Source organism: Micromonospora sediminicola, from assembly GCF_900089585.1.
In the GTDB taxonomy this organism is placed as follows: Bacteria; Actinomycetota; Actinomycetes; order Mycobacteriales; family Micromonosporaceae; genus Micromonospora; species Micromonospora sediminicola.
Genome location: NZ_FLRH01000003.1, coordinates 62792 through 75408, shown reverse-complemented (window position 1 = coordinate 75408; position 12617 = coordinate 62792). Strand labels below are relative to the sequence as shown.

At 72.9% G+C, this 12617-nt stretch carries 7 protein-coding genes; 4 read left to right on the top strand and 3 right to left on the bottom strand.

Annotated elements, in window-relative coordinates; genetic code table 11:
- Positions 1-8: 8 nt before the first annotated feature.
- Positions 9-152 (bottom strand): hypothetical protein, encoded by a 144-nt coding sequence (locus tag GA0070622_RS32315; protein WP_176710398.1) that lies wholly within the window; start codon positions 150-152, stop codon positions 9-11.
- Between the two features lie 32 nt (positions 153-184).
- Between GA0070622_RS32315 and GA0070622_RS00690 the strand changes: the two genes are divergently transcribed.
- Complete coding sequence (locus tag GA0070622_RS00690; RefSeq protein WP_091565329.1) at positions 185-1129, top strand: threonine ammonia-lyase; 945 nt, start codon at positions 185-187, stop codon at positions 1127-1129.
- An 89-nt stretch (positions 1130-1218) separates the two neighbouring features.
- On the opposite strand, the gene GA0070622_RS00685 is transcribed toward GA0070622_RS00690, so the two are convergent.
- The gene (locus tag GA0070622_RS00685; RefSeq protein WP_091565325.1) at positions 1219-3312 is read right to left on the bottom strand and encodes a S9 family peptidase; all 2094 of its coding nucleotides are present in this window, start codon (positions 3310-3312) and stop codon (positions 1219-1221) included.
- A gap of 92 nt (positions 3313-3404) precedes the next feature.
- Between GA0070622_RS00685 and GA0070622_RS00680 the strand changes: the two genes are divergently transcribed.
- Positions 3405-5000, top strand: a complete 1596-nt coding sequence (locus tag GA0070622_RS00680) for an FAD-binding oxidoreductase (protein WP_091565321.1) — start codon at positions 3405-3407, stop codon at positions 4998-5000.
- 447 nt (positions 5001-5447) lie between these two features.
- On the opposite strand, the gene GA0070622_RS00675 is transcribed toward GA0070622_RS00680, so the two are convergent.
- A complete protein-coding gene (locus GA0070622_RS00675; RefSeq protein ID WP_091565318.1) occupies positions 5448-7517 on the bottom strand; it encodes a SpoIIE family protein phosphatase in 2070 nt (689 codons plus the stop codon).
- A gap of 180 nt (positions 7518-7697) precedes the next feature.
- Between GA0070622_RS00675 and GA0070622_RS00670 the strand changes: the two genes are divergently transcribed.
- The gene (locus GA0070622_RS00670; RefSeq protein WP_091576683.1) at positions 7698-12062 is read left to right on the top strand and encodes a HAMP domain-containing protein; all 4365 of its coding nucleotides are present in this window, start codon (positions 7698-7700) and stop codon (positions 12060-12062) included.
- Positions 12059-12616 carry a response regulator gene (locus GA0070622_RS00665; protein ID WP_091565313.1) on the top strand — a complete coding sequence of 186 codons (558 nt, stop codon included), beginning with the start codon at positions 12059-12061 and terminating at the stop codon, positions 12614-12616. The genes GA0070622_RS00670 and GA0070622_RS00665 overlap by 4 nt, the downstream gene beginning before the upstream one ends.
- The last annotated feature ends 1 nt before the right edge of the window (position 12617 follow it).

The following is a 12617-nucleotide window of genomic DNA, read 5'->3' as shown; positions in this document are numbered from 1 at the left end:
CCGGCCGATCAGCGGCCGAGCAGCCCGGCCGAGCCGGCCACGGCCAGCCCGATCACGGTGGAACAGCAGCAGACCGCCAGCGCGGCGGCGACCACCAGGAGGATCAACCAGGTCGGCCCGCGCCGCGCCGCCGGCTGCTCCTCGTCGGTCATCCCGGCAGTCTAGGTGCGGGCAGGATGGTGCGATGGAGCTGATCACGATCGCTGACGTCCGGACCGCCGCCGACGACCTGGCGGGCACCGTGGTGCGGACCCCGCTGCTGCCGGTGCCCTGGGACGAGGAGCTGTGGCTCAAGCCGGAGAACCTGCAACCGGTGGGGTCGTTCAAGCTGCGCGGCGCCACCCACGCCGTGGCCCGGCTCGCCCCGGACGTCCGGTCCCGGGGCGTGGTCACCCACTCCTCCGGCAACCACGGGCAGGCGCTGGCGTACGCGGCCCGCGCGTTCGGGGTGCCCTGCGTCGTGGTGGTGCCCGCGGGCGCGCCCGAGGTCAAGGTGGCCCGGATGCGGGCGCTCGGCGCGGACGTGCGGACGGTGCCGCCGGCCCGCCGGCTCGCCGAGGCGGAGCGGATCGCGGCGGAGAGCGGGGCGGCGCTCGTGCCCCCGTTCGACCACCCGGCGGTCATCGCCGGGCAGGGCACCATCGGGCTGGAGATCGTCGCCGACCTGCCCGACGTCGACGTGGTGCTGGTGCCGGTGGGCGGTGGCGGTCTCGGCTCGGGCGTCGCCACCGCGGTCAAGGCGCTGCGCCCGTCGGCCTCCGTCATCGGGGTGGAACCGGAGCTGGCCGCCGACGCCGTGGAGTCGCTCGCCGCCGGCGAGGTGGTGGTCTGGGATGTCGACCGCACCTACCGGACCTGCGCCGACGGGCTGCGGACCAACCTGTCCGCGCGGACGCTGGCCCACCTGCGGGAGCGGCTCGACGGCATCGTCACGGTCACCGAGGACGAGATCATGGCGGCCACCGGACGGGTGCTGCGGGACGCGCGCCTGGTGGCCGAGCCGAGCGGCGCGGTCGCGCTGGCCGCCCGGCTGTTCCACCGCGACGAGCTGCCGGGCGGGCGTACCGTCGCGGTGGTCACCGGCGGCAACGCCGACCCGGCAGTGCTCGCCGCCGCGCTTGCGGTGTAAGGAAGGGCCCCTTCTTAACGTCTCCGGTAGAGGAAGGGCCCCTTGTTAACAGGCGCCTGTTAACAAGGGGCCCTTCCTTGCACGGAAGGTCAGGCGCGGCCGAGACGGTCGAGGGTCCAGGCGTTGACGAACGCCTCCTCGCGCCAGGCGTCGTACCGGCCGCTCGGCCCGCCGTGCCCGGCGCCCATCTCGGTCTTCAGCAGGTAGTCGCCCTGCGGCGCGAGCGCGCGCAGCCGGGCGACCCACTTGGCCGGCTCGTGGTAGAGCACCCGGGTGTCGTTCAGGCTGGTCACGGCCAGGATCGCCGGGTAGTCGGCGGAGGTCACGTTCTCGTACGGGGTGTACGACTTCATGTACGCGTAGACCTCGGGGTCGTCCAGCGGGTTGCCCCACTCCTCCCACTCGGTCACCGTCAGCGGCAGCGACGGGTCGAGGATCGAGGTCAGCGCGTCCACGAACGGCACCTGCGCGACGATCCCGGCGAACGCGTCCGGGGCGAGGTTCGCCACCGCGCCCATCAGCAGGCCGCCGGCCGAGGCGCCCCGGGCGACCAGCCGGTCGCTCGCCGTCCAGCCCGCCTTGACCAGGTGCCGGGCGCAGGCCACGAAGTCGGTGAACGTGTTCTTCTTGGCCAGCAGCTTGCCCTCGTCGTACCAGCGCCGGCCCAGCTCGCCGCCGCCCCGGATGTGCGCGACCGCGAAGATGACGCCACGGTCGAGCAGGCTCAGCCGGGCGATCGAGAACCAGGGGTCCATGCTCGCCTCGTACGAGCCGTAGCCGTAGATGACCGCGGGCGCGGAGCCGTCGCGCGGGGTGTCGCGGCGGCAGACCAGCGAGATCGGTACGCGGGTGCCGTCGTCGGCCAGCGCCCAGTCCCGGTGCTGCTCGTAGTCGGCCGGGTCGTACGCCCGCCCGTCCGGCCCGGGCCGTACCGGCTTCTGCCGGCGCAGCGTCAGCTCCCGGGTGACCAGGTCGTAGTCGTAGACCGAGTCGGGGGTCACCAGCGAGGTGTAGCGCAGCCGCACCGTGCCCGTGCGGTATTCCGGGTTCGCGTCGAGCCCGACGCTGTAGATCGGCTCGGGGAAGTCGATGTCCCAGCTGTCGTCGCTGCCGACCGGCAGCACGCGCAGCCCGGTCAGCCCGTTGGCGCGCAACGACACCACGAGGTGGTTCTCGAACGCGTCGACCGCCTCCAGCCGGGTGCCCGGGGTGTGCGGGATCAGCGGCGTCCACTCGCCCGGCGCGTCCGCCGACGTGTACGCCAGCGCGAAGTCCTCCGCACCGTCGTTGTGCAGGATCAGGAAGCGGTGGCCGTGGTGCTCCACCGCGTACTCGACGCCCTGACGCCGCGGGGCCACGACGGCGGGTTCGCCGGTCGGGTTCGCGGCCGGGATCACCCGGACCTCACTGGTGATCTTGCTGTGGATGTCGATGACCACGAAGCGCTCGGACCGGGTCAGCTCGACGCCGACCCAGAACCGCTCGTCGTCCTCCTGGTGGACCACCACGTCCTCGCTCGACGGGGTGCCCACCGTGTGCCGCCACACCCGGTTCGGCCGCCACGCGTCGTCGACCGTCACGTAGAACAGCGTCGAGGCGTCGGCGGACCACGCCGTGCCGTAGAACGTGTCCGGGATCTCGTCCGGCCGCACCTCGCCGGTGACCAGGTCCTTGATCCGCAGCGTGAACCGCTCGTCGCCGGAGAAGTCGGTGGAGTAGGCCAACCACCGCCCGTCCGGGCTGACGTCGAACGCGCCCAGGGAGAAGAAGTCGTGCCCCTCGGCGAGCTGGTTGCCGTCGAGCAGCACCTCCTCGCCGTCGAGCGGGGCGCCGTCCGCGCTGACCGGGGGCGCGGTCTCGTCCGGGCGGACCGCCCGCCGGCAGTGCACGCCGTACTGCTGCCCCTCGACGGTGCGGGTGTAGTACCAGTGGCCGTCCTTGCGGGTCGGCACCGACAGGTCGGTCTCCTGGGTGCGCCGGCGCGTCTCCTCGAACAGTTCCGCGCGCAGCCCGGCCAGGTGCGCGGTGCGCGACTCGGTGTGGGCGTTCTCGGCGTCCAGGTAGGCGATCGTGTCCGGGTCGTCCTTGGCGGCGAGCCACGCGTACTCGTCGACGACCGTGTCGCCGTGGTGGGTCCGCTCGGCCGGAACGCGCTTGGCAACAGGTGGTGGGGTCGTGGTCACGGCGCCACGTTACCGGTCGGCGGGCCACCGCCGGGCGACCGCGCCGCACCGATCCGCCACCAGGTCTTTCGAACATGTGTACGATAACCGCCATGGCGGCTGCTGCACGTTCCACCGACCGACCCGGAGCCCTCGACATCACCCGGAAGCTGGCCGAGATCTGCGGTCCGCCGTTCGCCCGTTTCGCCGGGCCGGCCGACGAGGTGGCCGGCCGCACCGCCCGGTGGGTGGCCGTGCCGGGCGGCCCGCACGCCGCGGCCGAGGTGCTGCGGCTGGCCGCGGCGCACGAACTGACGGTGGTCCCGCGCGGCGCCGGCACGAAGATCGACTGGGGCGCCGCCCCGGGCCAGGTCGACATCCTGCTCGACACCGGTCGGCTCGCCGGGGTGTGGCACGAGCCGCAGGCCGCCGCCGTGGCCGAGATCGGCGCGGGCACCCCGTTGCGGGCGGTCCAGGCCGCACTCGGCCGCACCGGCCGGCGGCTCCCGGTCGACGCGCCCTCACCCGGCGCGACGCTGGGTGGGGTGCTCGCCGCCGACGAGGCGGGCCCGTTGCGCCACCGGCACGGCAGCCCGTGCGCGCAGCTCGTCGGCGTTCGCTACCTGGACGCCGACGGCGAGCTGGTCAGCGTGGGTGAGTCCGGCACGGCGCGGCTCGGGCGGGCGGCGCCGGCGGGCGCCTTCGACATCGGCGGGGGTGCGCTCACCGGCGGTGGCCCGCTGGGCGGGGGTTCCCTGGGCGGTGGTCCGCTGCGTGGCGGTTCTCTGGGTGGCGGGGAGTCGGCGGTCCGGGGTGGTCCGCTCGGTGGAGGTTCGTCCGCTGGCGGTGCGCCGGCCGGGGGCGGCCCGCCCGTCGGCGCCGGCGGTGATGCCGTGCTCGGTCGGGGTGAGTTGCCGGGGCTGGACGTGGCCCGGCTGCTCTGCGGCTCGCAGGGCGGGCTCGGCGTGCTGGTGTCGGCCACCATGCGGGTGCAGGCGCTGCCGGCTGGCCGGCTCTGGGTGTCCCGTCCGGTGTGGACCCCGCTGGAGGTGCACGACCTGGTCCGTGCGGTGCTCGCCGCCGGCGTCGAGCCGGCCGCCGTGGAGCTGGACCTGCCGGTGCCGGTGTCCCTGCCCCGTCGTCGGATCCCGGCGAGCCACCCCTCGGTCGCCGGTCGACCCGACCACCCGGCGGTGACCGGCCGGCCCGCGGCGGGCAGCCTGGTGGTGCTGCTGGAGGGCGGTCCGGCCGACGTGACCGAACGGGCCCAGCGACTGACCGCCGTGCTCGGGGCCGAGGCCGTGGTCAACCACCACGCGCCCGAGTGGTGGGGGCGCTATCCGTTCGCCCCGGGCGACACCGCGCTGCGCATCGAGGTGCCGATCAACGACCTGCACGCCGCCGTCTACGCGCTGCGCGACGCGGCCGGCACGCCCGTGCCGGTACGCGGCTCCGCCGGGATCGGCGCCGTCCACGCCGCTCTGCCCGGCGCGCTGCCGCCCGCGCGGGTCGCCTCGATCCTCACCGCGGTCCGCAGCGTGCTGATCGCCCGGCAGGGCCGGTGCGTGGTGGTGGCGGCGCCCGCGCCGGTGCGCCACGCCGTCGACCTCTGGGGCGAGTTGCCGGCGCTGCCCCGGCTGCGCAGCGCCAAGGCCCACCTGGATCCGCACCACCGCCTCGCCCCCGGTCGGCTCCCGGGCGGCCTCTGATCACCGTGCTGCGTGCTCGACGGCTGCCCCGGCCTGCTCTTTTCCCGTGACCCGGCGAACGACCGCCCCCACCCGCTCTGGGTGCCATCGACGTCTCGACGCGTTTCAGTTGTGGTGGCGGGCTGACGCCACTCCGGCGGCGTGGTGGCACGCGCCCGGTCGGCGGTGGTGGTCGCGCTCGCCGGGCCGGTGGTGCTGGTCGCGCGCGCCCGCTCAGTTCGGCGGTACTGGTCGCGTGCGCCCGCCAGTTCGGCGTGGTGGCGGTGTCCCGATGGTGGGGATGCCGCCGCTTCGGCGAAGTGGTGTCGGCTCGCGCGAGTTCGGTGCGGGCGGTCGGGGCGATTCATGCGGCTAACTTCATGATCGACCGGCAGGGCTGGGCCGAGGCGGGCTGAACCGGGCTGGGCTGGGGCGGGACCAGGTGGGTTGGGCGGGGAGGAGGGCTGGTCAGGGGGTGTCGTTGCGGAGGACCAGGACGGCTATGTCGTCGCGGGGCGGCTCCACCGAGAACGCGATGGTGGCGGCGCGCAGCCGTGCCGCGACCACGTCGGCCGAGTAGCCGGCCAGCGGCGCCGCCGACTCGCGCAGCCGTTCGGTGCCGAACAGCTCCCGGCCGCGCCGCCGCTCGGTGACCCCGTCGGTGTAGAAGATCAACGAGTCACCGGGCTTGAGCGCCAGCTCGGCGGTGGGGGTGGTGATCGTGTCGAGCAGACCGAGCGCGGTGCCGCCGGTGCCGACGAACGTCGCGCCGCCACCGCCGTGCAGCAGCACCGGCCGGTCGTGGCCGGCCAGGTGCAGGGCCACGTCGAGCTGGTCGCCGTCGCCGGGCGCGACCGCCGCCAGGGCCAGCGTGCAGTAGCGCCCGCCGCCGCGTTCGACGAGCGTCTCGTTGAGCCGGCCGAGCACCTCCGGCAGGGGCTTGCCGTCGCCCACCAGGACCCGGATCACGTCCCGGACCAGGCCGGTCACGGCCGCCGCCTGCACGCCCTTGCCGGACACGTCACCCACGACCACCAGCCAGCGGCCGTCCGGCAGCGGCACCACGTCGTAGAAGTCGCCGCCGACCTCGGCGTCGTCGCCGGTCGGGACGTACTCGGCGGCGAAGCCGATGCCCTCGACCACCGGGAGCACCGGCGGCAGCAGCGACTGCTGGAGCGTCTGCGCGACGCGGCGGCGTTCGGCGTGGATGCGCGCGTTCTCGATGGCCAGCGCGGCCCGCCGGGCCACGTCCTCCAGCACCGAGACCTCGTCCGGGTCGTGCCGGTGCCGTTGGTGCCGGCCCACCGCGAGGGTGCCGAGTCGCTGGCCACGGGCGATCAACGGTACGGCGATGCCCTCCACCGGCCCGGCCAGCGGCACCTGCGCGGCGCTGCGGGACGCCTCGCGCAGCCGGGACTGGACCGAGTCCGGGCCGGTCTCCTGGAGCACCCGGTGCAGGTGGGGCAGCATCGCCTCGTCGGCGTGGCTGGACGCGGCGAGGCGCAGCCGCCCCCACTCGTCGGTGGTGTGCACCGCGCACCACTGGCCGAGCCGGGGCACCACGAGCTGCGGGACGAGCGCCATGGTCAACTCGACGTCCAGGGACTGGGCGAGCAGCTCGCTGGCCTCGGCGAGGAACGTGAGCCAGGCGGAGCGGCGTACGTCGGCCCGGCGCAGCCGGTCGTTCTCCAGGTGCAGCGAGAGCCGCTCGGCGGCGAGCACGGCCAGCGGCCGGGCGTACGTCGACGGCGCCGCGTCCAGCTCCAGCTCGCCGGCGTACGGGCGGTGCACGGCGAGCGGGACGCGGAGCAGCTCGTTGCCCTCCCGGGGTTGCCGGCCGTAGCGGGCGAAGACCTGGGTGCCCAGCCCGTCGCCCCGGTCCAGCCGGACGGTGCCGCCGGCGGCGCCCACCATCTCGGCGACCCGGGTGAGCAGCCCGGTGGCGAACTCCGGCAGCGGGTCGTCGGCGTACGGGTCGGGGGTGGTCTGCATCAGCTCGCTCATGGCGGCGGCGCTCGGCGTACCGTCGTCGGACCGTTCCGTCCCGGCGGTCGCCACCCAGGCCCGGGCGCCGGCCGGTCGGCCGGGTCCGCGCGGGCCGGGGCGGTCGAGCCGGAACCAGACGCCCTTGCCGGTGGGGAGGTAGGTGGTGCCCCAGCGGCTGGCGAAGTGGTCGACCAGCAGCAGGCCCCGTCCGCGCGCGGCCACCTCGGTGATGTCGGAGGTGGTGTTGCGCACACCGACGGTCAGCTCGTCGACCGGCCCGGAGGCGAAGTCGGTGACGGTCACGGTGAGGCCGGCGCGGTCGGCCTCGACCTCGATGTCCAGTTCGGTACGCGCGTGCTCGACCGCGTTGGTGGTCAGCTCGGTGGTGAGCAGCAGCGCCTCGTTGAGCAGTTCGGGCAGGCCGGCCTCGAGGAGCATGGCGCGGACCAGCGCCCGGGCGGCCGCGGGCGTGCGCCGGTCGGCGGGGAGGCGGACGCGTCGGACGTGCTCGTCCGTGCCGCCACTCAGGGTCGGCCCCACCTCCGCTGACACCTTCGTATCCTCTACCGCCGCCGCCCCGGGTGCCAAGCGCCCCGGCCGAACCGACCAGTCGGGCGAATACGGCGCGTGACGCGCTGTCGGCGGGCGGTGACCTCGACGGAACGCGCGGCACAATGATGGGATGGCCGCGTGTCGGCACGACCCGGTGGGCCCCGAGCTGAGCGAGGAATGATGACCACGGCGAAACAGTCGGTGACCGCGGATCCGTCCGCGTCCGACCACGAGGTGCTCCTCGGCGAGCTGGTCGAGGCGCTGCAGCGGGTGGCCCGCGGTGACCTCCGGGTCCGCCTGCCCCGGCGGGCGGGTCTGTCCGGCGAGGTCGCCGACGCGTTCAACGACGTGGTGTCGATGCAGGAGCGGCAGCACCTGGACCTGCGCCGGATCAGCCGGATCGTCGGCCGGGACGGGCGGCTCACCGAACGCCTCGACGACGAGGGGCTGGACGGCTCCTGGGCGGAGGGGCAGCGGGCGATCAACTCGCTGATCGACGACCTGGGTCGGCCGACCACCGAGATCGCCCGGGTGATCGTGGCGGTGGCCGACGGCGACCTCTCCCAGCACATGGCGCTGGAGATCGACGGGCGCCCGCTGCGCGGCGAGTACCTGCGCATCGGCCGGACCGTGAACACGATGGTGGACCAGCTCTCGTCGTTCGCCGACGAGGTGACCCGGGTGGCCCGTGAGGTGGGCACCGAGGGCAAGCTGGGCGGTCAGGCCGACGTGCGCGGTGTCGCCGGCACCTGGAAGGACCTCACCGACTCGGTGAACACCATGGCGTCGAACCTCACCGGTCAGGTGCGGTCGATCTCCCAGGTGGCGACCGCGGTGGCGAAGGGCGACCTGTCGCAGAAGATCACGGTCGGGGCGCGCGGCGAGGTGGCCGAGCTGGCCGACACGATGAACTCGCTCACCGACACGCTGCGGCTCTTCGCCGAGCAGGTGACCCGGGTGGCCCGCGAGGTGGGCACCGAGGGCAAGCTCGGCGGCCAGGCCGAGGTGCCGGGCGTGGCCGGCACGTGGAAGGACCTGACCGACAACGTCAACTCGATGGCGTCGAACCTGACGTCCCAGGTGCGCAACATCGCCCAGGTGTCGACGGCGGTGGCGAAGGGTGACCTGTCGCAGAAGATCACGGTGGCGGCGCAGGGCGAGATCCTGGAGCTGAAGGACACCGTCAACACGATGGTGGACCAGTTGTCCTCGTTCGCCGACGAGGTCACCCGGGTGGCCCGCGAGGTCGGCATCGAGGGGAAGCTGGGCGGCCAGGCGCAGGTGCGCGGCGTCTCCGGCACCTGGCGTGACCTCACCGAGAACGTCAACCAGCTGGCCGGCAACCTGACCAGCCAGGTCCGCAACATCTCCCAGGTCTCCACCGCCGTGGCGAAGGGCGACCTGGGTCAGAAGATCACGGTGGACGCGCAGGGCGAGATCCTGGAGCTGAAGAACACCGTCAACACGATGGTCGACCAGCTGTCGTCGTTCGCCGACGAGGTGACGCGGGTGGCCCGTGAGGTGGGCACCGAGGGGAAGCTGGGCGGCCAGGCCCAGGTCAAGGGCGTCTCGGGTACGTGGCGGGACCTGACCGACAACGTGAACTCGATGGCGTCGAACCTGACCAGTCAGGTGCGGAACATCGCGTCGGTCACCACGGCGGTGGCGAAGGGTGACCTGTCGCAGAAGATCACGGTGGACGCCCGGGGCGAGATCCTGGAGCTGAAGTCCACGGTGAACACGATGGTGGACCAGCTGTCGTCGTTCGCCGACGAGGTGACGCGGGTGGCGCGTGAGGTGGGCACCGAGGGCAAGCTCGGCGGTCAGGCCCAGGTGCGCGGCGTGGCGGGCACCTGGCGCGACCTGACCGACAACGTGAACTCGATGGCGTCGAACCTGACCGCGCAGGTGCGCAACATCGCCCAGGTGTCGACGGCGGTGGCGAAGGGTGACCTGTCGCAGAAGATCACGGTGGACGCGCAGGGCGAGATCCTGGAGCTGAAGTCCACCGTGAACACGATGGTGGACCAGCTGTCGTCGTTCGCCGACGAGGTGACCCGGGTGGCCCGTGAGGTGGGCACCGAGGGGAAGCTGGGTGGCCAGGCCCAGGTCAAGGGCGTCTCGGGTACGTGGCGGGACCTGACCGACAACGTGAACTCGATGGGGTCGAACCTGACCAGTCAGGTCCGCAACATCGCGTCGGTCACCACGGCGGTGGCCCGGGGCGACCTGGGCCAGAAGATCACGGTGGACGCGCAGGGCGAGATCCTGGAGCTGAAGAACACCGTCAACACGATGGTCGACCAGCTGTCCTCGTTCGCCGACGAGGTGACCCGGGTGGCCCGCGAGGTGGGCACCGAGGGCAAGCTGGGCGGTCAGGCCCAGGTGAAGGGCGTCTCCGGCACCTGGCGCGACCTCACCGAGAACGTCAACCAGCTCGCCTCGACCCTGACCACGCAGTTGCGCGCCATCGCGCAGGTCTCCACGTCGGTGACCCGTGGCGACCTGACCCAGCGGATCAACGTGAAGGCGCAGGGCGAGGTCGCCGAGCTGAAGGACAACATCAACCAGATGATCGTCACCCTCCGGGAGACGACCAAGAAGAACGCCGAGCAGGGCTGGCTCGACTCCAACCTGGCCCGCATCGGCGGCCTGTTGCAGGGCCAGCGGGACCTGGGCGAGGTCTGCCGCATGATCATGCAGGAGGTGACGCCGCTGGTGGACGCGCAGCTCGGCGCGTTCTTCCTGGCGGACAGCTCCGAGGGCAGCATGCGGCTGCGGCTCACCGCCTCCTACGGGTACGTGGCCCGGGGCCACGACGTGACGTTCGGCCCGGGCGAGGGGCTGGTCGGCCAGGCCGCGCTGTCCCGCCGGACCATCCGGGTCAAGGCCCAGCCGGACGGGCGGCTGGTGGTGCGCTCCGGGCTGGCCGACACGCCGCCGGCCGACCTGGTGGTGCTGCCGGTGCTGTTCGAGGGCGAGCTGCTCGGCGTGATCGAGTTCGCCGGCGTGACCACCTTCTCCGAGTTGCACCTGGCGTTCCTGGAGCGCCTGGTGCTCACCATCGGCGTCGCGGTCAACACCATCCAGGCCAACCGGCGTACGGAGGAGCTGCTGGCGCAGTCGCAGCGGCTGGCGCACGAGATGCAGGACCAGTCGGCGGAGTTGCAGCGCACCAACGCCGAGCTGGAGGACAAGGCGAAGCTGCTGTCGGAGCAGAAGGCCAACATCGAGACGCAGAACCGGGAGATCGAACTGGCCCGGCTCGGCCTGGAGGAGAAGGCGCAGCAGCTGACCCGGGCGTCGGCGTACAAGTCGGAGTTCCTGGCCAACATGAGCCACGAGCTGCGGACGCCGCTGAACTCGCTGCTCCTGCTGGCCCGGCTGCTGGCGGAGAACCCGGAGCGCAACCTCAGCGCGAAGCAGATCGAGTTCGCCCGGACCATCCACGGTGCGGGGTCGGACCTGCTGTCGCTGATCGACGACATCCTCGACCTGTCGAAGATCGAGGCGGGTCGGATGGACGTGGAGCCCACCGAGATCCAGTTCGCCGAGATCCGCGGCTACGTGGAGCAGGCGTTCGCGCCGCAGGCCGAGGAGAAGGGCCTGGACTTCCAGGTCCGGGTCAGTCAGGACCTGCCGTCGGCGCTGGTCACCGACGCGCAGCGGTTGCAGCAGATCCTGCGTAACCTGCTCTCCAACGCGGTGAAGTTCACCGACAACGGCGCGGTGACGTTGCGCATCGGTCCGGCGGCCGACAATGCGGTCTTCGACGTGCCGGCGTTGACCAACGCCCAGCACGTCATCGCGTTCACCGTGATCGACACCGGCATCGGCATCTCGGACGACAAGCTGTCGCTGATCTTCGAGGCGTTCCAGCAGGCCGACGGCACGACCAGCCGCCGCTACGGCGGCACCGGCCTCGGCCTGTCGATCAGCCGGGACCTGGCCCGCCTGCTCGGCGGCACGATCACCGTGTCGTCCGCGCCCGGTCAGGGCTCGACGTTCACCCTCTTCGTACCGGACGTGCTGGCGCCGGACGCGGTGGTGGCGCCGGCACCGCCGTCGCCGAGCCGCGCGGGCCTGCCGTCGTCGCTGCTCATGCCGATGGAGCTGCCGCAGCCGCAGGAGACGCCGACGACCCGGCGGCTGGACGGCGTGACCGTCCTGATCATCGACGACGACGTGCGGAACGTGTTCGCGCTGACGTCCGCGTTGGAACTGCACGGGATGACCGTGTTGTACTCGGACAACGGGGTGGACGGTGTCCGCCAGCTCGCCGAGCATCCGGAGGTGGACATCGTCCTGATGGACGCCATGATGCCGGACCAGGACGGGTACGAGACGACCGCGCAGATCCGCCGCAACCACCGCTTCGCGGACCTGCCGATCGTCTTCCTGACCGCCAAGGCGATGCCCGGCGACCGGGAGTCGGCGCTCGCGGCGGGCGGCAGCGACTACATCACCAAGCCGGTGGATCTGGACGAGCTGATCGAGCTGATGGCGTCCTGGATCGGCCGGAGTCGAGGCGAGGAGAGCGCGTGACGCAGACGGCCAAGGCCCTGCTGGTGGACGACCGGCGGGAGAACCTGATGGCGCTGGAGGCGATCCTCCAGGGTCTCCCGGTGCAGTCGGTCGCGGTGGAGAGCGGGGAGGCCGCGCTCAAGCAGCTCCTGGTGGACGACTTCGCGGTGATCCTGCTCGACGCCCAGATGCCGGACATGGACGGCTTCGAGACCGCCACCCACATCAAGCGGCGGGAGCGGACCCGGCACGTGCCGATCATCTTCCTCACCGCGGCGGACAAGGACGCCCAGCTCGCGCTGCGCGGCTACGCGGTGGGCGCGGTCGACTACCTGACCAAGCCGTTCGACCCGTGGGTGCTGCGGGCCAAGGTGTCGGTCTTCGTCGAGCTGTGGGTGAAGACCCGGCAGCTCGCCGCCCAGTCGGACCTGGTGCGGGAGCGGGACCTGCAGTGGCGGCACCTCACCGACGCGGTCGACGAGGCGACGACGCTGCTGCGGACCGACGACGACCCGGCGACCCGGGAGCGCGCGGCGGACCTGCTGGAGCAGGCCCGCTGGGGCAACACCCGCTGAC

What these genes read in the sequence shown, in the direction of transcription:
- GA0070622_RS00690 (WP_091565329.1), top strand. Translation starts at nt 185, where the DNA reads ATGGAGCTGATCACGATCGCTGACGTCCGGACCGCCGCCGACGACCTG.
- GA0070622_RS32315 (WP_176710398.1), bottom strand. Translation starts at nt 152, where the DNA reads ATGACCGACGAGGAGCAGCCGGCGGCGCGGCGCGGGCCGACCTGGTTG.
- GA0070622_RS00680 (WP_091565321.1), top strand. Translation starts at nt 3,405, where the DNA reads ATGGCGGCTGCTGCACGTTCCACCGACCGACCCGGAGCCCTCGACATC.
- GA0070622_RS00670 (WP_091576683.1), top strand. Translation starts at nt 7,698, where the DNA reads ATGACCACGGCGAAACAGTCGGTGACCGCGGATCCGTCCGCGTCCGAC.